Below are 22715 nucleotides of genomic sequence, written 5' to 3'. Positions count from 1 at the left end.
GACGTGAAGCGTCTGACCACCTCGGCCCACATCGAGCCGGACACCCGTTTCCGCGTCACGCCGTTCGCGGACCGCGTCAACCCCTTCGTCAGCCTCCGTATCGAGGGCGACACGGTCGAGATCGCGCTACTCGCCTCCCCCGGCACCTCGCAGGTCCTGCGCGCCCTCGCCGCTGCGGCGACCGAAGCCGCCGGCGCCCTGGACGCCCTCACCTCCGACGAGCCGGAGGTGACTGGCCGTGGCTGACCTCACCCCGACCCCGGAGCGTCCGGGCCTGCACGTCAGCAAGCCGTCTCCGAACACCCCCGCCACCGCATCGGCGGTCTGCCACTGCGGCGCAAGCGCCACCGCCAAGGGCGACGACCAGGTCAAGGCCCTCGTTGAGGGCTACACCGCCCACCACGGCCCCGCACACGGACGGGGGCGCCGGTGACCGACACCGCCACCCTGGCGGGCCTCGATGCGGCCACCCTCACCGACGTGCTGAGGGTGGCCAACTCGGCCCACTTCGACCGCTGGCAAGAACAGATCAAGCGCACCGGCGGCTGCTCCGACCCGATCCGCCTCACCGGCGGCACCAAGACGATCGACCCGGCGACCAGGACCGTCCTCCACGCGTACACGACCGAGACCGAGCCGGGCGGCATGCTCCGCATCGCCTGCGGCAACCGGCGTGCTTCCCGCTGCCCGGCCTGCGCCTGGACCTACGCCGGCGACACCTACCACCTCATCCGCGCCGGCCTCGTCGGCGACCCCGACAAGGGCACCCCGTACACGATCCGGGATCACCCCCGCGTCTTCGCCACCCTCACCGCGCCCTCGTTCGGCCCGGTCCACAACCGGCCCGGAAACCGGCCCTGCCGCTGCGGCATCCGCCACGGCGAGGACGCGCCCGAACTCGGCACCCCGCTCGACCCCGAGTCGTACGACTACGCGGGCGCGGTTCTGTGGAACAACCACGCCTCCGACCTGTGGCGCTACTTCACGATCTACCTCCGCCGCGAGATCGCCAAGCGCGCCGGGCTCACCCAGAAGGACGCCCGGGAACAGTCCCGCGTCTCCTTCGGCAAGGTCGCCGAGTACCAAAAGCGCGGGGCCGTGCACTTCCACGCGGTGATCCGCTTCGACGGACCGGACGGGCCCGACGATCCGCCCCCGGCCTGGGCCACCCTCGACCTGCTCACCGACTCGATCCGCGCCGCTGCCGCCCGCGTCGCGGTCGACGTACCACCGGCCCGATACCAGCCGGACCCAGACCAACCGGCCATCATGCAACCGGCCCGCACCCTGGGCTGGGGCACACAGCTCGACGTCCAGCCGATCGGCGCCTTCGGCCACGGCGAAGAGATCACCGAAGCTGCCGTGGCCTCCTACGTCGCCAAGTACGCCACCAAAGCAGCCGAGACCACCGGCACCGTCGACCGCCGCATCGGCAACAAAGAGGCCCTGGTCCTGCTCGGCGTGCCCGATCACCCTGCCCGACTGATCGCCGCGTGCCTCGACCTGCACGCGCTCTACCCGGACCGGAAGCTGCGCGACTGGGCTCACATGCTCGGCTTCCGGGGCCACTTCTCCACCAAGTCGCGCCGCTACTCGACCACCCTCGGCGCCCTTCGCCAGGTCCGCGCCGACTACCGCGCCGCCCAGCAACGCCAAGCCCTCGGCCTGCCCGACCCCGACACCGACCCGGAGGCAACCACGCTCACCCTCGCCCACTGGACCTACGCCGGCCACGGCCACACCCCCGGCGAATCCTGGCTCGCCGCCAACATCCGCCGGGACATCCAGCACAACCGCGAGATCGCCCGCGAGGAACTACCCGCCCTGCTCGAACTCGAAGGAGCCGCCGCATGACTGATCGTTTGCTGACGGTGGCTGAGGTCGCCGTTCGACTCGGGACCTGGAAGGAGAGCGGGGAGCGTTTCCCGCGTCGGCTGATCGAAGAGCGCCGGATCGCCTTCGTCAAGGTTGGCCGCTACGTCCGGATCAAGGAGAGCGTTGTCGAGGCGTTCATAGAGGCCAACACCGTGCAGCCGCGTCGACGTGGCGCCGGCCTTCGGGCGGTGGCTGCCTGATGGCTGGCAAACGTCGGCAGTTCGGCCGGGTCCGCAAGCTTCCGTCCGGTCGTTTCCAGGCTCGCTACGTGGGCCCTGACGGGCTGCTCCGGCCGGCCCCGGAGACGTTCCGCACGAAGAAGGACGCGGACGACTGGTTGGCTGACAAGCAGACCGAGATGCGGCGCGGTGACTGGCACGATCCGGACGCCGGAAAGGTGGCGTTCGGCGAGTACGCAACCGCCTGGATCAAGGAGCGTGAACTGACCGTGACCACACGGCAGTTGTACGGCTCGCTGCTGCGCCATCACCTCGAACCGACCTTCGGCGCGGTCAACGTGGTGGAGATCTCGCCCCCGTTCGTGCGGCGTTGGCGCGCTGAGAAGCTGGCGTTCGGCACCGGTCCGACGACGGTCGCCAAGGCGTACGCCCTGCTTCGCGCGATCATGGGTACCGCCGTTGCGGACCAGATGATCAGGCGCAACCCATGCGCAATCAAGGGCGCGAGCACCGTGCACACCCCTGAGCGGCCGACCGCGACGGTGCAGGAGGTGTTCGCCCTCGCCGACGCGATCCAGCCACGTTTCCGGGCCCTGGTCCTGATGGCCGGCTTCCTCGGTCTGCGCTGGGGTGAGCTGGTCGGACTGCACCGCCGGGACATCGATCTCGACCACGGCACCGTGCGCGTCCGCCGGGCGGTCGCCGAACTGAACAACGGGCAACGCGAGATCAAGGCACCCAAGAGCGCCGCCGGTAAGCGTACGGTCTCGATCCCGTCCGCGATCGTCCCGGACATTCGCGAGCACCTGAAGCGGTACGCCGAATCAGGTGCGGATGGTCGGGTGTTCGTCGGGGCCAAGGGTGCGACTCCGCGCCGCAACCACTTCAACCGGCTGTGGCACAAGGCCTGCGGCGATGCCGGGATCAAGGGCCTGCACTTCCATGATCTGCGCCACACGGGCAACACCCTCGCTGCCTCGACGGGCGCGAGCACACGGGAGTTGATGGCGCGCATGGGCCACAGCACCGCCCGCGCCGCGTTGATCTACCAGCACGCCAGTGCCGACCGCGACCGGCTGATCGCCGATGCCGTGAGCGGGCTCGTCAACAAGGGCCGCAAGAAGACCCGGAAGGGCAAGAAGAAGCAAGATCGAAAGCCCGAGGGGCACACGGGGGACACGACGGGCTGATCGGAGCCCCCGAAAACGATCAGGGCCAGGCGGAGAATTTGACCTCCGACCTGGCCCTGAGCCGTGTGGAGCGGGCGACGGGAATCGAACCCGCGTAGCTAGTTTGGAAGACTAGGGCTCTACCATTGAGCTACGCCCGCACAGCGCGCGCCGCAGGTCAGGTGACCGCGGCACTGAAAGCATCGTAGCGGGTCGGCCCGCCCCGCCGCACACCCCATTGCGCGGCACACCGGCTCGCCGGCCCCGCTCCGTGGCGGCGCTCGGTAAATGCGGCGGTCGCACAGCGTGCGGGCATGTACCCTACGTGTCGCACCAGACGGGGTGTGGCGCAGCTTGGTAGCGCGTCCGCTTTGGGAGCGGAAGGCCGTGGGTTCAAATCCCGCCACCCCGACCATCTGGCCGGTCAACACCGGCCACAGGCTCGATCGCCTCTCTTGATCGCCTTTGGGGGCTGTCGCCGCTGCCGTTACTATGCAAGCTGCATGCCCGTGTGTCTCTCTGCCGGGCACGATCCCTAAAGTCAGCCCCAAGGAGACCCAACCGTGAAGAGCGCCGTCGAGACCCTGAACCCGACCCGGGTTCGGCTCAGCATTGAGGTGCCCTTCGAGGAGCTCAAGGACAGCCTCGACGCGGCGTACAAGAAGATCAACCAGCAGGTCACGGTGAAGGGCTTCCGGAAGGGCAAGATCCCGGCGCGCGTCATCGACCAGCGGTTCGGCCGCGGTGCGGTCCTGGAGGAGGCGGTCAACGACGCGCTTCCGAAGTTCTACACGGAAGCGGTCAACGAGGCCGAGATCGACGTCCTCGGCCAGCCCGAGGTCGACATCACGGAGCTGAAGGACGGCGAGACGCTGAACTTCACCGCCGAGGTCGACATCCGCCCCAGCCTGGAGATCCCGGACTACTCCGGCATCGAGGTCGAGGTCGACGCGGTCGAGGTCACCGACGAGGACATCGAGAAGTCGGTCGAGCAGCTCCGCGAGCGCTTCGCCTCCACCTCCCCGGTCGAGCGCGCCGCCGAGGACGGCGACGTGGTCACCATCGACCTGCAGGCCAAGGTCGAGGGCGAGGTCCTCGAGGACGGCGTCGCCGACGGCGTCTCCTACACCATCGGCTCCGGTGAGCTCCTCGACGGCATCGACGACGCCGTCAAGGGCCTGTCCGCCGGTGAGGAGGCCACCTTCACCTCCGAGCTCAAGGGCGGCTCCGCGGCCGGCAAGGAGGCCGAGGTCACCGTCAAGGTCACCCAGGTCGCCGCCCGCGAACTGCCCGAGCTGGACGACGATTTCGCGCAGCTCGCCTCCGAGTTCGACACCCTGGAGGAGCTGAAGGCGGACAGCCGCAAGCGCCTCGAGAACATGAAGCAGTACGACCAGGCCACGCAGGCCCAGGAGCGCGTCCTGGAGAAGCTCCTCGAGCTGGTCGAGGTGCCCGTCCCCGAGAAGCTGCTCGAGGACGAGATCAACACCCGCAAGCACAACCTGGAGCACCACCAGCTCGGCCAGATGGGCCTCGACCTCGAGAAGTACCTCGAGATCCAGGGCAAGACGGTCGAGGAGTTCGACGCCGAGACCAAGGAAGCCGCGGTCAAGGGCATCAAGACCCAGTTCGTCCTGGACGAGCTGGTCAAGCAGGAGAAGCTGAACGTCAACCAGGAGGAGCTCACCGAGCACCTCATGCGCCGCGCCGCCTCCTCCGGCATGTCCCCCGACCAGTTCGCCCAGGCCGTCGTCGAGGGCGGCCAGGTCCCGCTCCTGGTCGGCGAGGTCGCCCGCGGCAAGGCCCTCGCGGTCGTCGTCGAGGCCGCCACGGTCAAGGACACCAACGGCGAGGTCATCGACCTGGACGACGAGGACGAGACGGAGACGGCCGCCGAGGTCGCCGCCGAGGCCACGGAGGCCGACGCCACCGAGGCCGACGCCACCGAGGCCGAGACCGAGAAGGCCGAGGGCTGACGCCCGCAGCGCCTTGTAGGTATGTACGACGGGCCCCGGGGCTTACCCCGGGGCCCGTTCGCCTTCCCGGGCCGCTACGCCCCCGGCGAACACCCCCCACTCCGGGATTCACCGAAGGGACCAGCGCGTTAGGGTCCATGAATACGGGGGCAGGGAACCCGGCGAAACAGCCCCAGGCCCCCCGCAGGGAAACGTGAGACGGCCCGGCGCCGTCGTAAGACGAGCAGGTGGATACGTGACGAATCTGATGCCCTCCGCCGCCGGCGAGCCCTCGATCGGCGGTGGCCTCGGCGACCAGGTCTACAACCGGCTGCTCAACGAGCGGATCATCTTCCTCGGCCAGCCGGTCGACGACGACATCGCGAACAAGATCACTGCACAGCTGCTGCTCCTTGCCGCCGACCCGGACAAGGACATCTTCCTGTACATCAACAGCCCCGGCGGCTCGATCACGGCCGGCATGGCGATCTACGACACCATGCAGTTCATCAAGAACGACGTGGTGACCATCGCCATGGGCCTCGCCGCCTCCATGGGCCAGTTCCTGCTCAGCGCGGGCACCCCCGGCAAGCGCTTCGCGCTGCCGAACGCCGAGATCCTGATCCACCAGCCCTCCGCGGGCCTGGCCGGTTCCGCCTCGGACATCAAGATCCACGCCGAGCGGCTGCTGCACACCAAGAAGCGCATGGCCGAGCTCACCTCGCAGCACACCGGCCAGTCGGTCGAGCAGATCACCCGTGACTCGGACCGCGACCGCTGGTTCGACGCCTTCGAGGCCAAGGAGTACGGCCTCATCGACGACGTCATCCCGACGGCCGCGGGCATGCCGGGCGGCGGCGGCACCGGGGCGGCCTGAGGCCCCCTGAAAGCCCCCAGCCGACCGCCACAGCCCCTAGGAGAGAGACAGTGAACGACTTCCCCGGCAGCGGCCTGTTCGACCGCGCACGCGCCGAGAGCACGGTGCCCGTCGCCGAGTCCCGGTACGTCATCCCCCGCTTCGTCGAGCGCACCTCGCAGGGCATCCGCGAGTACGACCCGTACGCGAAGCTCTTCGAGGAGCGCGTGATCTTCCTCGGGGTGCAGATCGACGACGCCTCCGCCAACGACGTCATGGCGCAGCTGCTGTGCCTGGAGTCGATGGACCCCGACCGGGACATCTCGGTCTACATCAACAGCCCCGGCGGCTCCTTCACCGCGCTGACCGCGATCTACGACACGATGCAGTTCGTGAAGCCCGACATCCAGACGGTCTGCATGGGCCAGGCGGCCTCCGCCGCGGCCATCCTGCTGGCCGCCGGTACGCCGGGCAAGCGCATGGCGCTGCCGAACGCGCGCGTGCTGATCCACCAGCCCTACAGCGAGACGGGCCGTGGCCAGGTCTCCGACCTGGAGATCGCCGCCAACGAGATCCTCCGGATGCGCGCGCAGCTGGAGGAGATGCTGGCCAAGCACTCGACCACGCCGATCGAGAAGATCCGCGAGGACATCGAGCGCGACAAGATCCTCACGGCCGAGGACGCGCTGTCCTACGGCCTGATCGACCAGATCATCTCCACCCGGAAGATGAACAACGCCGCCGTTCGCTAGTCGGAGGCTGTAATGTCTGCCGCCCCTTGGCACGGTAAGTGTGCTTTGACACGCTGCACGTCAAAGTGAACCGCGCCAAGGGGGGCCCGAACGGGGGGCCCGGCAAGGTACCGTCGGATTAAGGCAGCACCAGGAGCCGCTGGACGTAGGCGTCTCCCAGGCGAAGGGGAAGCACACCGTGGCACGCATCGGTGACGGCGGCGATCTGCTCAAGTGCTCGTTCTGCGGCAAGAGCCAGAAGCAGGTCAAGAAGCTCATCGCAGGGCCTGGTGTGTACATCTGCGACGAGTGCATCGACCTCTGCAACGAGATCATCGAGGAAGAACTCGCGGAGACGAGCGAGGTGCGCTGGGAGGAACTCCCCAAGCCCCGCGAGATCTACGAGTTCCTCGAGGGCTACGTGGTCGGCCAGGAGGCCGCCAAGAAGGCCCTCTCCGTAGCGGTCTACAACCACTACAAGCGCGTCCAGGCCGGCGAGAACGGCGGCGGCAGCGGCCGTGACGACGCGATCGAGTTGGCGAAGTCCAACATCCTCCTGCTGGGCCCCACGGGCTCCGGCAAGACGCTGCTGGCCCAGACCCTCGCCCGCATGCTGAACGTCCCGTTCGCCATCGCGGACGCGACGGCGCTGACGGAGGCGGGCTATGTCGGCGAGGACGTCGAGAACATCCTGCTCAAGCTGATCCAGGCGGCCGACTACGACGTCAAGAAGGCCGAGACCGGGATCATCTACATCGACGAGATCGACAAGGTCGCGCGGAAGAGTGAAAACCCTTCCATCACCCGCGACGTGAGCGGCGAGGGCGTCCAGCAGGCCCTCCTCAAGATCCTCGAAGGCACGACGGCGTCGGTCCCGCCCCAGGGCGGTCGCAAGCACCCCCACCAGGAGTTCATCCAGATCGACACGACGAACGTCCTGTTCATCGTGGGCGGTGCCTTCTCGGGCCTGGAGAAGATCATCGAGTCCCGGGCCGGCGCGAAGGGCATCGGTTTCGGCGCGACGATCCGCTCCAAGCGTGAGCTGGAGGCGAAGGACCAGTTCGAGGACGTCATGCCCGAGGACCTGGTCAAGTTCGGCATGATCCCGGAGTTCATCGGCCGCCTGCCCGTCATCACCTCGGTCCACAACCTGGACCGCGCGGCCCTCCTCCAGATCCTGATCGAGCCGCGCAACGCCCTGGTGAAGCAGTACCAGCGTCTCTTCGAACTCGACGGTGTGGAGCTGGACTTCGAGCGCGAGGCCCTCGAAGCCATCGCCGACCAGGCCATCCTCCGCCAGACCGGCGCCCGAGGCCTGCGCGCCATCATGGAGGAGGTCCTCCAGGGCGTCATGTACGAGATCCCGTCCCGCAAGGACGTGGCCCGCGTCGTCATCACGGCGGACGTGGTCCACTCGAACGTGAACCCGACGCTGATCCCGCGCGACGCGCGGGGCCGTGGCCCGGGGGAGCAGAAGACGGCGTAGGCGCCGTACCGCAGACAACCGAAGGGGCCCCGGTCAGCCAACTGACCGGGGCCCCTTCGTGGTTGAGCGCGGGGGGTCAGGCAGGCACGCGCACGTCGTTGCGGACCTTCGCGGTCAGCTCGGCCGCGTCTGCCATCGAGGTGGTCTTGCCCGCAGTCAGGGCGGCCAGGTCGTACGACAGCACATAGGTGAGGGTGCTGTGGTCACCCCAGATGCAGAACGGCATCTCCATGGTCTGACCGGACGTCGTAGTCTTGATCTGCTGGCACTTCATGACGCCGTTCTTGAAGCCGGCGGGCTTGAACTCCTGGGGGCTGCCCACGAGTTTGCCGCCGGAGGAGCTCTCCGCGGAGTCCTTCTTCATCTGCGCGAACATCGCGTCGACGACCTTCTCCGGATCGTCGATGGTGCCGTACACACCGGCGAACATCAGCTGCTTCGCCGTGAGACCGCTGCCCGAGCTGTACCCCGCACTGGCGTCCTTGGGGTTCTTGACGCCCCACGCCTCCGCGTCCTTGATGTCGTCGGAGGTCAGCGTGTCGGACTCGGCGTTGCCGCTCTTCTTGTACTCGCCGCCGACGATCGTCGCCGGAGTCGCCAGCTTGTGCGCCCCGTCGTCGGCGATGCCGCCACCGCCGGAGCTGCCCCCGCTTCCGCTGCCGAGCACGAAGTACAACGCGACCCCGACCGCGGCGACGGCGGCCACGGCACCGATGATCAGACCGGTCTTCTTGCCGCCGCCCGACGCCGGAGGCTGGGGCGGGTAGGGCTGCTGGCCGTACGGCTGCTGCCCGTAAGGGGGTTGCTGCCCATACGGATTCGGCTGCGGCGGCACCCCCTGCGGAGGCTGCTGCGGGTAGCCGTACCCGGGCTGCGGCTGCGGCTGCGTCGGCGGCTGCTGGGGGTAGCCATAGCCGGGCTGGGGCGCCTGCGGCGGCTGCTGGCCGTACGGCCCCGGCTGACCATACGGGTCGGGCTGCTGGGGCTGCCCGCCGTACGGGCCCGGCTGGTTGTAGCTCATTACTGGGTTCCCCTCCAGAATGTTTATGTGGTGCCGACATCCTGGCGCAGACACGGACAGCGCACCGCATCGGGGCCCCCACCGTTACAGAGCAAACACGTTTCGGGACACGCCCGGGACACCTCTAAACTGACCCCGTGACCGAGAACACTCAGCAGCCGCAACCAGCGCCCAGCACCGAACTGCCGACCCAGTACACGCCGGCCGAGGTAGAGGGGAAGCTGTACGAGCGCTGGGTAGACAAGGGTTACTTCGCCGCCGACGCGAAGAGTGACAAGCCCGCGTACACCATCGTCATTCCGCCGCCGAACGTCACCGGCTCCCTGCACCTGGGCCACGCCTTCCAGCACACCCTCATGGACGCGCTGACCCGCCGTAAGCGCATGCAGGAGTATGAGTCGCTGTGGCTGCCGGGCATGGACCACGCCGGTATCGCGACCCAGAACAAGGTCGAGCAGCAGCTTGCCGAGGAGGGCAAGTCGCGGCACGACCTGGGGCGCGAGGAGTTCGTCGAGCGCGTCTGGCAGTGGAAGGAGGAGTACGGCGGCAAGATCCTTGGCCAGATGCGCCGCCTCGGTGACGGCGTCGACTGGGACCGCGAGCGGTTCACCATGGACGAGGGCCTGTCCAAGGCCGTCCTCACCATCTTCAAGAAGCTCTTCGAGGACGAGCTGATCTACCGCGCCGAGCGCATCATCAACTGGTGCCCGCGCTGTCTGACGGCCATCTCGGACATCGAGGTGGAGTACCAGGAGGACGCCGGCGAGCTGGTCTCCATCCGCTACGGCGAGGGCGAGGACAGCCTCGTCGTCGCGACCACGCGCGCGGAGACGATGCTCGGCGACACCGCGGTCGCGGTCCACCCCGAGGACGAGCGCTACAAGCACCTCGTCGGCAAGCGGATCAAGCTCCCGCTGACCGACCGCACCATCCCGGTCGTCGCCGACACCCACGTCGACCCCGAGTTCGGCACGGGCGCGGTCAAGGTGACCCCGGCGCACGACCCGAACGACTTCGAGATCGGCCGCCGCCACGACCTGCCGTCCTTGACGATCATGGACGAGCACGGCGTGCTCACCGTCCACGGCCCTTTCCTCGGCCTGGACCGCTACGAGGCCCGCTCGGCCGTCGTCGGCGCCCTCAAGGAGCAGGGCCGCATCGTCGCCGAGAAGCGCCCTTACATGCACTCGGTCGGCCACTGCTCGCGCTGCAAGACCACGGTCGAGCCGCGCCTGTCCATGCAGTGGTGGGTCAAGGTCGGCCCGCTCGCCAAGGCGGCAGGCGACGCGGTCCGCGACGGACGCGTCAAGATCCACCCCGAGGACATGTCGAAGCGCTACTTCGACTGGGTCGACAACATGCACGACTGGTGCATCTCGCGCCAGCTGTGGTGGGGCCACCGCATCCCGATCTGGTACGGCCCCGACGGCGAAGTCGTCTGCGTCGGACCGGACGAGGAGCCGCCGACCGGCGAGGGCTGGACCCAGGACCCGGACGTCCTGGACACCTGGTTCTCCTCCGGTTTGTGGCCCTTCTCCACCCTCGGCTGGCCCGAACAGACCGAGGACCTGCGGAAGTTCTACCCGACCGACGTCCTGCTCACCGGCCACGACATCATCTTCTTCTGGGTCGCCCGGATGATGATGTTCGGCCTGTACGCCATGGACGGGGTCGCCCCCTTCCACACCATCGCCCTCACCGGCCTGGTCCGCGACGAGTTCGGCAAGAAGATGTCGAAGTCGAACCCGAACGCGGTCGACCCGCTGGTGTGGATGGACGCGTACGGCTCCGACGCCGTCCGCTTCACCCTCGCCAACGGCGCCAACCCCGGCGCAGACGTGCCGATCGGCGAGGACTGGGTCAAGGCCTCCCGGAACTTCACCAACAAGATCTGGAACGCCACGCGCTTCGCGCTGATGAACGGCGCGACGATCGAGGGCCCGCTGCCGGACGCCTCCCGGATGTCCGCGACGGACCGCTGGATTCTCTCCCGGCTCAACACAACCGTCGCCCAGGTCGACGCGTACTACGACGACTTCCAATTCGCGAAGCTCGCCGACGCGCTCTACCACTTCGCGTGGGACGAGGTCTTCGACTGGTACGTCGAGCTGTCGAAGACGACGTTCTTCGCGGGCGGCGAGCAGGCCGAGGTCTCCGGCCGGGTCCTCGGCGAGGTCCTGGACGTGATGCTGCGGCTGCTGCACCCGGTGATCCCGTTCGTCACGGACGCCCTGTGGACCACGCTCACCGGCGGCGAGTCCCTCGTCATCGCGGACTGGCCGAAGGACTCGGGCTTCCGCGACGAGGCCGCGGAGAAGGAGATCGAGCTGGTCCAGCAGGTCGTCACCGAGGTCCGCCGGTTCCGCAAGGACCAGGGCCTCAAGGACGGCCAGAAGGTCCCCGCCCGCCTGGACCTGGCCGACACCGCGCTCGCCCCGCACGAGGCTGCCATCCGCCAGCTCCTGCGCCTCCAGCCGGAGGAGGAGGGCTTCACGGCGACGGCGACCCTCCCGGTCGCTGGCGCCACAGTCGCCCTCGACCTCTCCGGCACGATCGACGTCGCGGCGGAACGCAAGCGCCTCGCCAAGGACCTAGCGGCCGCCGAGAAGGAGAAGGCCCAGGCCACGGCCAAGCTCGGCAACGAGGCGTTCCTGGCGAAGGCCCCGGACAACGTCGTGGACAAGATCCGTGGCCGGCTGGCCAAGGCGGAGGAGGACATCACCCGCATCCAGGCCCAGCTGGACAGGCTGCCGCCCGCCTAGAGGTCCGCACACGGTCGAAGGCCCCCGGAAGCGTCCGGTTCCGGGGGCCTTCGCCTCCGTCTGTCAGTCGGCCTCCGTAGACTGGCCCCGTGAGTGACAGCGACCCCTTCGACGAGATCATCGCGGCCGAGACCGACCGAGACCCCGATCTCGCCGTCATCGAGGCAGGCAGCCGCACCCTCCGCACCCAGGGCGGCCCGCCGGAGGCCGACGTGCCCGCACGCCCCGAGGACCCGGAGGTCGACAAGGCTCTCCGCGCGGTCGAGGCCGACCTGGCGACCCGCTGGGGCGAGACCAAGCTGGAGCCCTCGGTCAGCCGTATCTCCGCGCTGATGGACGTCCTGGGCGACCCCCAGCGCTCGTACCCCTCGATCCACATCACGGGCACGAACGGCAAGACCTCCACCGCCCGCATGATCGAGGCCCTCCTCGGCGCCTTCGAACTGCGCACGGGCCGCTACACGTCCCCCCACGTCCAGTCGATCACCGAGCGCATCAGCCTGGACGGCGCCCCCATCTCGGCCGAGCGCTTCATCGAGACGTACGACGACATCAAGCCGTACGTCGAGATGGTGGACGCACAGCAGGAGTACCGCCTCTCCTTCTTCGAGGTGCTCACGGGCATGGCGTACGCGGCCTTCGCGGACGCGCCCGTGGACGTGGCGGTCGTGGAGGTCGGCATGGGCGGCTCCTGGGACGCGACGAACGTCATCGACGCGGACGTGGCCGTGGTGACCCCCATCGACCTCGACCACACCGACCGCCTGGGCAACACCCCCGGCGAGATCGCCACCGAGAAGGCCGGCATCATCAAGCAGGACGCGACGGTGATCCTGGCCCAGCAGCCGGTGGACGCGGCGCAGGTGCTGCTGAAGAAGGCCGTCGAGGTGGACGCGACCGTGGCCAGGGAAGGCCTGGAGTTCGGCATCGTCTCCCGTCAGGTCGCCGTCGGCGGCCAGATGCTCACCCTGCGCGGTCTGGGCGGCGAGTACGAAGAGGTCTACCTGCCCCTGCACGGCCCGTACCAGGCGCACAACGCGGCGGTCGCGCTGGCCGCCGTGGAGGCGTTCTTCGGCGTCGGGGCGCAGCGCCCCGAGCCGCTGGACATCGACACGGTCCGCAAGGCGTTCGCGGCGGTGTCGTCGCCGGGCCGTCTGGAAGTCGTACGACGCTCCCCGACCGTCGTCCTGGACGCCGCCCACAACCCGGCGGGCGCCCGCGCGACGGCCGAGGCGGTCGGTGAGGCCTTCGACTTCAGCCGGTTGATCGGGGTCGTGGGCGCGAGCGGCGACAAGAACGTCCGGGAACTTCTCGAGGCCTTCGAGCCGATCTTCGCCGAGGTCGTGATCACCCAGAACTCCAGTCATCGCGCCATGGACGCCGACGAGTTGGCCGCGATCGCCGTCGAGGTGTTCGGCGAGGAGCGCGTGCAGGTGGAGCCGCGGCTGCCGGACGCGCTGGAGGAGGCGATCACGCTGGCCGAGGAGGACGGCGAGTTCGCGGGCGGCGGCGTCCTGGTCACCGGCTCGGTGATCACCGTGGGCGAGGCCCGACTGCTGCTGGGGAGGGGCTGACACCCGTGCGTACGCTCTGTTCATCGACCCTGATCGGCGAGTTCTTCGTGATCGGCTTCGCCGGTCTGGTCGCGATGAAGGACCCCGACCTGTCCGTGTCCACGGTGTGGACGGTCAGCGGCATCGCGATGTTCCTGTGCCTGCTGCTGTGCGGCGTGGTGACCCGCCCCGGCGGCATCGCCTTCGGCTGGGCCCTCCAGGCCGCGCTCATCGCCTCCGGCTTCGTGGTCCCCACCATGTTCTTCATGGGCGCGATCTTCGCGGCCCTGTGGTGGGCATCGGTCCACTACGGCAGAAAGATCGACGAGGCCAAGGCGAGATTCGCGGCACAGGCCGGCTCCTCCACACCTGACGCTGCGTAACAAGGGCCCGGACACGCCCTGTAACCTCGGGCCTGTCGTGAACACCCCGCACCATCCTTGATCAATAGGAGCCCCGCAGTGAGCCAGCGCACCCTCGTCCTGCTCAAGCCCGACGCGGTCCGCCGTGGCCTGACCGGCGAGATCATCAGCCGTATCGAGCGCAAGGCCGGCTGGCAGATCACCGCGCTGGAGCTGCGTTCCCTGGACCAGGAGACGCTGGAGCAGCACTACGGCGAGCACAAGGGCAAGCCCTTCTACGAGCCGCTGGTGGAGTTCATGTCCTCCGGTCCGGTCGTCGCGCTGATCGTCGAGGGCGAGCGGGTCATCGAGGGCGTGCGCCAGCTCGCCGGCCCGACCGACCCGATCGCCGCCGCGCCCGGTTCCATCCGCGGTGACTACGGCGTCATCGTCCGCGAGAACCTGATCCACGCCTCCGACTCCGAGGAGTCCGCCGAGCGCGAGGTGAAGATTTTCTTCCCCGGCCGCGCGTAGGGATCCGAGAAGCTCTCGCAGCTCACAGCAGGAAGTCTGGGGAACCTCCCCGGACTTTCTGGCATATGCGTGGCGATCGAGGGAACGAGCACCCCCGAACGCCCCTCTCACCAAGCGAACCCACCCAGCATCTGCTGACAATGGCGGAGACCCTTACGCAGTGTCCGTGCGGGCGCCATTACGATGGAACCCTTCACGTCACAGCACCCACTTCGCCGACCTGACAAGCCCTCAAAAGCTCCCGGGAAGGCCAGACGAATCCTGATGGGGAACTCAATGTCGTTCATCGGCCGTGACATGGCTGTCGACCTCGGGACCGCCAACACGCTGGTGTACGTCAGGGGTCGCGGGATCGTACTCAACGAGCCGTCCGTCGTCGCGATCAACACCAACACCGGTGGCATCCTCGCGGTCGGCGCCGAAGCGAAGAAGATGATCGGGCGCACGCCCGGCAACATCGTTGCCGTGCGTCCGTTGAAGGACGGCGTGATCGCCGACTTCGAGATCACCGAGCGGATGCTCCGCTACTTCATCCTGAAGATCCACAAGCGGCGGTATCTCGCGAGGCCGCGCGTCGTCGTGTGTGTCCCCTCGGGCATCACCGGCGTCGAGCGCCGTGCCGTCATCGAGGCGTCGTCCCAGGCGGGCGCCCGGCAGGTGCACATCATCGAGGAGCCCATGGCGGCCGCCATCGGCTCCGGCCTGCCGGTCCACGAGGCCACGGGCAACATGGTGGTGGACATCGGCGGCGGCACCACGGAGGTCGCGGTCATCTCGCTCGGCGGCATCGTCACCGCCCAGTCCATCCGCGTCGCGGGCGACGAGCTGGACAACGCGATCATCCAGCACATCAAGAAGGAGTACAGCCTCCTTCTGGGTGAGCGGACGGCCGAGCAGATCAAGATCACGATCGGTTCGGCGTACGACCTCGATGCTGACGAACACACCGAAATCCGAGGCCGGGACCTGGTGTCCGGACTGCCCAAGACCGTCGTCATCTCGGCCGCCGAAGTGCGCAAGGCGATCGAGGAACCCGTCAACGCGATCGTCGACGCCGTCAAGACGACCCTCGACAAGTGCCCGCCGGAGCTCTCCGGCGACATCATGGACCGCGGAATCGTTCTGACCGGCGGCGGCGCCCTGCTCCGCGGCCTGGACGAGCGGCTGCGCCGCGAGACCGGCATGCCGATCCACATCGCCGAGGACCCGCTGGACAGCGTGGCGCTCGGCTCCGGCAAGTGCGTCGAGGAGTTCGAGGCGCTCCAGCAGGTGCTGGACGCCCAGCCGCGCAGATGACGTAACTCTTCGATTCCGCCGTACGAGATGATCTCCTCTCGTACGGCGGATCGTCGATATAGAGGCATAAGCTCCGTCAAAGAACTCTGTTGCCCCAAAAGAACTCTATTGAGGAAGGCACGGCCGCCGCACGTGAGGGACACACGAGAGAGCCGGCTGCTCCTGGTGCTGCTGGTCGCCGTCGCGTTCGCGCTGATCACGGTGGACATCCGCGGCGGGGAGGACTCACCGGTCGACGGTGCCCGCCGGGCCGCGGCCACCGTGTTCGGCCCGATCGAGAACGCCGTGTCGGCGGCGGTCGACCCGGTCGGCAACGCCGTCTCCGCGATCCGCGACTCCGGCGCCAAGCACGACCGCCTCGCCCGGCTGGAGAAGGAGAACGCGGCCCTCAAGGCGAAGCTCGGCAGCGACGACCGCAACTCCAGCCGCCTCAAGCAGCTCGACAAGATGCTGAAGATCGCCGGTGAGGGCCAGTACGGCATCAAGGGCGCCGAGGTCATCGCCATAGGAGCGGCCCAGGGCTTCTCCTGGACGATCACCATCGACGTCGGCGCCAACGACGGCATCAAGCGGGACATGACCGTGCTGAACGGCGACGGCCTGGTCGGCCGCGTCACCACCGTCGGCCCCGACTCCTCCACCGTCCTGCTCGCCAACGACCCCGACTTCACCGTCGGCACCCGCATGGAGGCCGGCGACGAGCTCGGCTTCGCCTCCGGCCAGGGCGACCGACCGCTGCGCGTCGAACTCCTCAACGGCAAGGCGAAGGTGAAGAAGGGCGACCGCCTGGTCACCTTCGGCTCCGAGGCCGACAAGCCCTTCGTGCCGGGCGTCCCGGTCGGCGTGGTCTCCCGCGTCGAGCCCTCCGAGGGTGGCCTGACCCGCACCATCTACGTCACGCCGTACGTCAGCTTCACCAAGCTCGACATCGTCGGCGTCGTCGTCGAGGCCCCCAAGAAGGACCCGCGCGACACGGTGCTCCCCGCCAAGCCCAAGCCGACCCCGACGCCGACGGTCACCGTCACGGTCACCCCGTCCGCGAACGCGTCCGTCGACGGCCAGCAGCAACAGCAGTAGGAGCTGAGTTTTCCCCATGCGTGTCAACCGGATCCTGCTCTCCTCGGCCCTGGTCGTCGTCGCCCTGGTGGTCCAGGTGAGCGTCCTGTCCCGGCTCCATCTCCCGGGCGCCGTACCCGACTTGCTGCTGCTGACCGTCCTGGGCCTCGCCATGGTCTACGGCCATGTCGGCGGCGCCCTCGTCGGCTTCGGCGCCGGACTCCTCGCCGACCTCGCGCCACCGGCCGACCACGCGGCGGGCCGCTACGCCCTCGTCCTGTGCGTCATCGGCTACCTCGCCGGACTGATCAAGCCGGAGAACGGCAGACTCAAGTCGGCCACCGGCCCCATGGTCGTCGTGGTCGCCGCCGCCATCGGCTCGACCCTGCTCTACGCCGGTGTCGGCGCCCTCGTCGGCGACACCGCCGCCCGCCATGTGGGCCTGGCCAGCCTGCTGTTCACGGCCGCCCTGTACGACCTGCTGCTCGCCCCGTTCGTGGTCCCCGGAATCATGGCCCTGGCCCGGCGCGCGGAGAACGACCCCTTCGCGGAGACCGGTTCCTCCTCCAAGAAGGCCACCGACATTTCCTCCGGCTGGATCTCCAACGGCACCGGCCTCAAGATCGGCGGCCAGCGCGGCGGCCTCGGCGCCCTGAAGACGAAGGCGCGGACCCGCACGGCCCGGGCGGGGCGCATCAAGGGGGTCAAGCGGCTGTGAGGGCACACGAGTTGGCCGCTGGGCCGCACAGCTTCGTCGGATATGACTCGTACACGCTCTGAGAGGGGGAGGCAGCCACAGTGACCAATATTCCCGAGACCGGACGGACGCCACGCGTCCAGATCCGCCTCGTCGTCATCCAGATCCTCGTCCTCTCCCTGCTCGGCACCCTCGGCGGCCGTCTGTGGTACCTGCAGATCCGTGAGGGCGCGGAGTACCAGAAGGAGGCGTCCGGCAACCACGTCCAGCAGGTCGTCCAGCCCGCGGTGCGCGGCTCGATCCTGGACGCGCGCGGAGTGCCCCTCGCGGACAACGAGACCCGGCTCGTGGTCTCCGCCTCCCGCACCGACCTGCTGAAGATGAAGGACGACGGCAAGGCGGTCCTCACCAAGCTGTCCAAGGTCCTCGGCATGTCCCCCAAGGACGTCATGCAGAAGGTCCGGCTGTGCGACGCCAAGACGCCCCAGCCGTGCTGGAACGGCTCGCCGTACCAGCCGATCCCCATCACCGACGAGGCGACGCCCCGCCAGGCCCTGCAGATCCGCGAGCGCTCCGAGGACTTCCCCGGCATCACCGCCGAGCCCGAGGCCGTGCGCCGCTACCCGGCCCCCGGCAAGTCCAACACCGCCCAGGTCCTCGGCTACCTCTCCCCGGTCACCGACGACGAGATCCAGCAGGCCAAGGACAGCGACTCGCCCTATCTGCGCTCCGACCAGGTCGGCCGCTCCGGCCTGGAGCGCCAGTACGACAAGGAGCTGCGCGGCAAGGCCGGCGTCACCCGCTACGAGGTCGACAACCTGGGCCGCGTCATCGGCAAGGCCAAGTCGGATGCGGCCGAGCCCGGTTCGAACCTGGTCACCAGCATCGACTCCCGCGTCCAGCGCGTCGCCGAGTACCAGCTGGACAACGCGATGAAGGTCGCCCGCACCCAGTTCGACAAGATCACCGGCGAGAACTACAAGGCCGACTCCGGTGCCGTCGTCGTGATGGAGGCCAAGACCGGCCGCATCGTCGCCATGGCCTCCGCGCCGACCTACGACCCGAACGTGTGGGTGGGCGGCATCTCCGCCAAGGACTACCGGAACCTCACCGGCAAGAACTCCGACTACCCGCTCCTCAACAGGGCCATACAGGGTCAGTCCGCGCCCGGTTCGACGTTCAAGGTGGTCTCCACGGCCGCCGCGGTCGAGGCCGGCTACGAATGGGACGGCGGCTACCCCTGCACCAGCTCGTACTCGGTCGGCGGCCAGGTCTTCAAGAACTTCGAGGGCGAGAACTTCGGCCCGATCTCCCTGGGCCGCGCCCTGGAGGTGTCCTGCGACACCGTCTTCTACGGCCTCGCCGACCGCGAGTGGAAGAGGGACGGCGGTATCAACCCGAAGAAGGGCGAGCCCAAGGACTACTTCTTCAAGACCGCCCACCAGTTCGGCCTCGGCAAGGAGACCGGCGTCGACCTGCCCAACGAGGTCACCGGCCGCGTCCCCGACCGCCAGTGGAAAGAGAACTACTGGAAGGCCAACAAGGCCGCCTGGTGCAAGACCGGCAAGAAGAACGGCTCGTACGTCGAGAAGATCGCGTACGAGAACTGCCTCGAGGGCAACAAGATGCGCGAGGGTGACGAGATCAACTACTCCATCGGCCAGGGCGACACCCTCGTCACACCGATCCAGGAGGCCATGGTCTACGGGGCCCTCGCCAACGGCGGCACCGAGTACGTCCCGACCATCGGCAAGGCGATCGTCAGCGCCGACGGCAAGACGGTCACGGAGATCAAGCCCAAGGTCAAGGCCAAGCTCCCGATCAGCAAGGCCACCCACGCGGGCATGGACAAGGCGCTCGCCGGCGTCATCACCAGCGGTACCGCCGCCTGGAAGTTCGGTGGCTGGCCGCAGGACAAGATCGAGCTGCATGCCAAGACCGGTACCGCGGAGGTCTACGGCAAGCAGACCACCTCGTGGTTCGCGACCTACTCCAAGGACTACACGGTCGTCATGACGATCGCTCAGGCCGGTACGGGTTCCGGCGCCTCCGGTGAGGCCGTACGCAACATCTACAGCGCCCTGTACGGCGTCCAGGCCGACGGTTCGATCGACAAGAAGCAGGCGCTGCTGCCCACCCCGCAGAAGGGCCTGCCGAAGGTCCAGACGGACGGCACGATCGCCTCCCCGAAGGTCGCCAAGGACCCGGTCGAGGACCTGCAGAAGGCCACCGACAAGAGCACGACCGCCCCGGACGGGACCCAGCCCGGCGCGACCACCGCCTCACCGACCGCGACCAACCGCACCACCCGCAGGCGGCCTCGGAAGAGGGGAAGCCGGAGGATGCTCACATGACCGGAGCAGGCAGCTTCTCCGTCTCCGGGTACGGGCCCCAGCGGGCCGGCTGGACACGGCTGTTCGCCCGTGACTCGCTCGCCCGCCGACTGGACTGGCCGATGCTGCTGTCGGCGCTCGCCCTGTCGGGGCTCGGCTCGCTCCTCGTCTACTCCGCGACCCGCAACCGCACGGAGATCAACCAGGGCGACCCGTACTACTTCCTGATCCGGCATCTCATGAACACCGGCATCGGGTTCGCCCTGATGATCGGCACGATCTGGCTCGGCCACCGCACCCTGCGCAACGTCGTGCCGATCCTCTACGGCATCTCCCTGTTCGGGGTGCTGCTGGTCCTCACCCCGCTCGGCGCCACCATCAACGGCAGCCGCAACTGGATCGTCTTCGGCGGCGGCTTCTCCCTCCAGCCCGCCGAGTTCGTGAAGGTCTCGATCATCCTGGGCATGGCGATGCTGCTCGCGGCCCGGGTGGACGCGGGCGACCGGCCGTACCCCGACCACCGCACGGTCCTGCAGGCGCTGGGCCTGGCCGCCGTACCGATCCTGATCGTGCTGCTCATGCCCGACCTCGGGACGGTCCTGGTCCTGGTGACCATCATCCTGGGCGTGCTGCTCGCCTCCGGCGCCTCCAACCGCTGGATCTTCGGCATGATCACGGCCGGTGTCGTCGGCTGTATCGCCATCTGGCAGCTGCACATCCTGGACGAGTACCAGATCGCGCGCTTCGCCGCCTTCGCGAACCCCAGCCTCGACCCGTCCGGCGTCGGCTACAACACCAACCAGGCACGTATCGCGATCGGTTCGGGCGGCCTCACCGGCGCCGGGCTCTTCCACGGCTCGCAGACCACCGGCCAGTTCGTGCCCGAGCAGCAGACGGACTTCGTCTTCACGGTCGCGGGGGAGGAACTGGGCTTCGTCGGCGCGGGCCTGATCATCTTCCTGCTCGGCGTGGTCCTGTGGCGGGCCTGCCGTATCGCCCGCGACTCCACGGAGCTGTACGGCACGATCGTGGCCGCCGGGATCGTCGCCTGGTTCGCCTTCCAGGCCTTCGAGAACATCGGCATGACCCTCGGGATCATGCCGGTCACGGGCCTGCCCCTGCCGTTCGTGTCATACGGAGGCTCGTCGATGTTCGCGGTCTGGGTGGCGGTGGGGCTGCTGCAGTCGATCAGAGTGCAGCGGCCGATGTCGGCGTGAGAAGAAGCCGGACGAACCCCGGACGACTTGCGGTTGTCGTGAGTTTGCCCGGGGTTCACCTCATGTGGGACCTGTCGTCCCGGCTCGTCAGCCACTAGATTCAGTTCATGGCGGACACAAAGCGCGAGATCGAGCGTAAGTACGAGTCCGACGACAGCGGGCTGCCCGACCTGACCGGTGTGGCCGGCGTCGCGGACGTCCTCGACAAGGGCACCGCGCAACTCGACGCCACCTACCACGACACGTCCGATCTACGCCTGGCCGCGGCCTCGATCACACTGCGCCGCCGTACCGGGGGCTCCGACGCCGGCTGGCACCTGAAACTGCCGGTCGCGCCGGGCGTCCGGGACGAGATCCACGCCCCGCTCTCCGACACCGTCCCGGACGAACTCGCCGGGCTGGTCCGCGCCCGCGTCCGCGAGGGACAACTGGTGCCCGTGATCCGGCTGAACACGACCCGGGGGGTCCACCACCTCGTCGACACCGAGGGCCGGCTGCTCGCCGAGGTCGCCCTGGACACCGTACGAGCGCAGCGGCTGTTCGGTGGTGAGGGCGCCGCCGAGTGGACCGAGATCGAGGTGGAGCTCGCCGACGGCGGCGACCCGGCCTTCCTCGACAAGGTGGAGAAACGTCTTCGCAAGGCGGGTGTACGGCCGTCGAAGTCGGCCTCGAAGCTGGCGCGGGCGCTCGCGGAGACGAAGGGCGGCCGGCCGCGGTCGAAGGACGGGGACACGGGCGAGCCCGCCACCGCCGGAGACCACGTCCTGGCGTACGCCCGGACCCAGCGGGACGCGATCGTCGCGCTCGACCCGGCCGTCCGCCTGGACGCCGAGGAATCCGTCCACGACATGCGGGTCGCCACGCGCCGGCTGCGCAGCACCTTCCGCTCCTTCCGCAAGGTCCTCGACCGGGAGGTCACCGACCCGATCGGCGTCGAGCTGAAGTGGCTGGCCGGCGAGCTCGGCGTCGGCCGCGACAGGGAAGTGCTCGCGGAACGCCTGACGGCCGCCCTCGACGACCTGCCTCCCACCCTGGTCTCCGGCCCGGTCCGCGAACGGATGCGGAGCTGGGCCCAGGCCGAGCACCACGGCTCGCGCGCCCGGCTGATCGGCGTCCTGGACTCCGAGCGGTATCTGAAGCTGCTCGACGCCCTGGACGCCGTCGTCACCGACCCGCCGCTGCTGAAGGCGGCCGGCCGCACACCGGACAAGGTGCTCGCGAAGGCCGTACGCAAGGACTTCAAGAAGGTGTCCGCGCTGATCGAGGACGCCATGGAGCAGCCGCCCGGACCCGACCGCGACCTCGGGCTGCACGAGGCCCGCAAGAAGGCCAAGCGGACCCGGTACGCGGCCGAGGCCGCCGAGCCGGTCCTCGGCGGCCCGGCCAAGTCCATGGTCAAGTCCATGAAGTCGCTGCAGACCCTGATCGGCGAGCACCAGGACAGCGTCATGGCCCGCCAGACCCTGCGCGAGCTGTCCGCGGTGGCGCACGCGGCGGGCGAGAGCGCGTTCACGTACGGCGTGCTCTACGGGCGCGAGGAGCATCGGGCGGCGAACGCGGAGGCGGAGGTGCCCGAGGTGTGGGCCTCGGTGAAGGACGGCGCCGACATCTGAGCGTGCGGGGGAGCCGTCCGGCCGCGTTAGTCTAGATGGTC

Annotated in this window: 20 protein-coding genes and 2 tRNA genes; 20 read left to right on the top strand and 2 right to left on the bottom strand. The window is 68.7% G+C overall.

The window, feature by feature from the left end; all coding sequences use genetic code 11:
- Nucleotides 1–3: 3 nt before the first annotated feature.
- Genes ACWC09_RS02760 through ACWC09_RS02740 form a run of 5 tightly spaced genes read left to right on the top strand, consistent with a single transcriptional unit; the run spans nt 4 to nt 3244 of the window.
- Nucleotides 4–246 (top strand): hypothetical protein, encoded by a 243-nt coding sequence (locus ACWC09_RS02760; RefSeq protein WP_450847797.1) that lies wholly within the window; start codon nt 4–6, stop codon nt 244–246.
- On the top strand, nt 239–433 hold the full coding sequence (locus ACWC09_RS02755; protein WP_450847796.1) for a hypothetical protein: 195 nt from the start codon (nt 239–241) through the stop codon (nt 431–433). Before ACWC09_RS02760 ends, ACWC09_RS02755 begins: the two co-directional genes overlap by 8 nt.
- Entirely contained in the window at nt 430–1854 is a 1425-nt protein-coding gene (gene repSA, locus ACWC09_RS02750) for a replication initiator protein RepSA (RefSeq protein WP_450847794.1), read from the top strand. The genes ACWC09_RS02755 and repSA overlap by 4 nt, the downstream gene beginning before the upstream one ends.
- Nucleotides 1851–2075, top strand: a complete 225-nt coding sequence (locus tag ACWC09_RS02745) for an excisionase family DNA-binding protein (RefSeq protein ID WP_450847792.1) — start codon at nt 1851–1853, stop codon at nt 2073–2075. Before repSA ends, ACWC09_RS02745 begins: the two co-directional genes overlap by 4 nt.
- Entirely contained in the window at nt 2075–3244 is a 1170-nt protein-coding gene (locus ACWC09_RS02740) for a tyrosine-type recombinase/integrase (protein ID WP_450847790.1), read from the top strand. Before ACWC09_RS02745 ends, ACWC09_RS02740 begins: the two co-directional genes overlap by 1 nt.
- A gap of 66 nt (nt 3245–3310) precedes the next feature.
- Here the strand turns inward: ACWC09_RS02740 and ACWC09_RS02735 are convergent.
- A tRNA-Gly gene (locus ACWC09_RS02735) sits at nt 3311–3384 on the bottom strand.
- A 177-nt stretch (nt 3385–3561) separates the two neighbouring features.
- Between ACWC09_RS02735 and ACWC09_RS02730 the strand changes: the two genes are divergently transcribed.
- The 5 genes from ACWC09_RS02730 to clpX all read left to right on the top strand — a co-directional run bounded on the left by ACWC09_RS02730 (nt 3562) and on the right by clpX (nt 8251).
- Nucleotides 3562–3638, top strand: a tRNA-Pro gene (locus tag ACWC09_RS02730).
- A 148-nt stretch (nt 3639–3786) separates the two neighbouring features.
- Nucleotides 3787–5199, top strand: a complete 1413-nt coding sequence (tig, locus tag ACWC09_RS02725) for a trigger factor (protein ID WP_450847788.1) — start codon at nt 3787–3789, stop codon at nt 5197–5199.
- 247 nt (nt 5200–5446) lie between these two features.
- Complete coding sequence (locus ACWC09_RS02720; RefSeq protein ID WP_356345138.1) at nt 5447–6055, top strand: ATP-dependent Clp protease proteolytic subunit; 609 nt, start codon at nt 5447–5449, stop codon at nt 6053–6055.
- A 50-nt stretch (nt 6056–6105) separates the two neighbouring features.
- Nucleotides 6106–6786 carry an ATP-dependent Clp protease proteolytic subunit gene (locus tag ACWC09_RS02715; protein WP_450847787.1) on the top strand — a complete coding sequence of 227 codons (681 nt, stop codon included), beginning with the start codon at nt 6106–6108 and terminating at the stop codon, nt 6784–6786.
- A 178-nt stretch (nt 6787–6964) separates the two neighbouring features.
- Nucleotides 6965–8251, top strand: a complete 1287-nt coding sequence (clpX, locus tag ACWC09_RS02710) for an ATP-dependent Clp protease ATP-binding subunit ClpX (RefSeq protein ID WP_450847785.1) — start codon at nt 6965–6967, stop codon at nt 8249–8251.
- A gap of 76 nt (nt 8252–8327) precedes the next feature.
- Here the strand turns inward: clpX and ACWC09_RS02705 are convergent, their stop codons facing one another.
- Entirely contained in the window at nt 8328–9272 is a 945-nt protein-coding gene (locus tag ACWC09_RS02705) for a hypothetical protein (RefSeq protein WP_450847783.1), read from the bottom strand.
- Nucleotides 9273–9409: 137 nt separating this feature from the next.
- On the opposite strand from ACWC09_RS02705, the gene ACWC09_RS02700 reads away from it, so the two are divergent.
- The 10 genes from ACWC09_RS02700 to ACWC09_RS02655 all read left to right on the top strand — a co-directional run bounded on the left by ACWC09_RS02700 (nt 9410) and on the right by ACWC09_RS02655 (nt 22674).
- Nucleotides 9410–12034: a valine--tRNA ligase gene (locus ACWC09_RS02700; protein WP_450847781.1), complete on the top strand. Its 2625-nt coding sequence runs from the start codon at nt 9410–9412 to the stop codon at nt 12032–12034.
- Nucleotides 12035–12123: 89 nt separating this feature from the next.
- Nucleotides 12124–13608: a bifunctional tetrahydrofolate synthase/dihydrofolate synthase gene (gene folC, locus ACWC09_RS02695; protein ID WP_450847779.1), complete on the top strand. Its 1485-nt coding sequence runs from the start codon at nt 12124–12126 to the stop codon at nt 13606–13608.
- A gap of 5 nt (nt 13609–13613) precedes the next feature.
- Complete coding sequence (locus tag ACWC09_RS02690; protein ID WP_450847777.1) at nt 13614–13970, top strand: DUF4233 domain-containing protein; 357 nt, start codon at nt 13614–13616, stop codon at nt 13968–13970.
- A 78-nt stretch (nt 13971–14048) separates the two neighbouring features.
- The gene (gene ndk / locus ACWC09_RS02685) at nt 14049–14462 is read left to right on the top strand and encodes a nucleoside-diphosphate kinase (RefSeq protein ID WP_450847775.1); all 414 of its coding nucleotides are present in this window, start codon (nt 14049–14051) and stop codon (nt 14460–14462) included.
- A gap of 276 nt (nt 14463–14738) precedes the next feature.
- Nucleotides 14739–15758 carry a rod shape-determining protein gene (locus ACWC09_RS02680; RefSeq protein WP_004931372.1) on the top strand — a complete coding sequence of 340 codons (1020 nt, stop codon included), beginning with the start codon at nt 14739–14741 and terminating at the stop codon, nt 15756–15758.
- 132 nt (nt 15759–15890) lie between these two features.
- Nucleotides 15891–16835, top strand: coding sequence for a rod shape-determining protein MreC (gene mreC / locus ACWC09_RS02675; protein ID WP_450847773.1), 945 nt, complete (start codon nt 15891–15893; stop codon nt 16833–16835).
- Nucleotides 16836–16851: 16 nt separating this feature from the next.
- Nucleotides 16852–17532, top strand: a complete 681-nt coding sequence (mreD, locus tag ACWC09_RS02670; RefSeq protein WP_450847771.1) for a rod shape-determining protein MreD — start codon at nt 16852–16854, stop codon at nt 17530–17532.
- Between the two features lie 80 nt (nt 17533–17612).
- Nucleotides 17613–19865 (top strand): penicillin-binding protein 2, encoded by a 2253-nt coding sequence (mrdA, locus tag ACWC09_RS02665; protein WP_450847769.1) that lies wholly within the window; start codon nt 17613–17615, stop codon nt 19863–19865.
- Entirely contained in the window at nt 19862–21061 is a 1200-nt protein-coding gene (rodA, locus tag ACWC09_RS02660) for a rod shape-determining protein RodA (RefSeq protein ID WP_450847768.1), read from the top strand. Before mrdA ends, rodA begins: the two co-directional genes overlap by 4 nt.
- 107 nt (nt 21062–21168) lie before the next feature.
- Entirely contained in the window at nt 21169–22674 is a 1506-nt protein-coding gene (locus tag ACWC09_RS02655) for a CYTH and CHAD domain-containing protein (RefSeq protein WP_450847766.1), read from the top strand.
- The last annotated feature ends 41 nt before the right edge of the window (nt 22675–22715 follow it).

The sequence above is a fragment of the Streptomyces sp. NPDC001617 genome (genome assembly GCF_053596855.1).
This window is presented reverse-complemented; position numbering and strand designations above follow the sequence as displayed.

Coding starts and splice junctions, on each gene's coding strand:
- ACWC09_RS02745 (WP_450847792.1), top strand. CDS start 1,851: ATGACTGATCGTTTGCTGACGGTGGCTGAGGTCGCCGTTCGACTCGGG.
- ACWC09_RS02740 (WP_450847790.1), top strand. CDS start 2,075: ATGGCTGGCAAACGTCGGCAGTTCGGCCGGGTCCGCAAGCTTCCGTCC.
- ACWC09_RS02720 (WP_356345138.1), top strand. CDS start 5,447: ATGCCCTCCGCCGCCGGCGAGCCCTCGATCGGCGGTGGCCTCGGCGAC.
- ACWC09_RS02705 (WP_450847783.1), bottom strand. CDS start 9,272: ATGAGCTACAACCAGCCGGGCCCGTACGGCGGGCAGCCCCAGCAGCCC.
- ACWC09_RS02680 (WP_004931372.1), top strand. CDS start 14,739: ATGTCGTTCATCGGCCGTGACATGGCTGTCGACCTCGGGACCGCCAAC.
- mreD (WP_450847771.1), top strand. CDS start 16,852: ATGCGTGTCAACCGGATCCTGCTCTCCTCGGCCCTGGTCGTCGTCGCC.
- rodA (WP_450847768.1), top strand. CDS start 19,862: ATGACCGGAGCAGGCAGCTTCTCCGTCTCCGGGTACGGGCCCCAGCGG.
- ACWC09_RS02655 (WP_450847766.1), top strand. CDS start 21,169: ATGGCGGACACAAAGCGCGAGATCGAGCGTAAGTACGAGTCCGACGAC.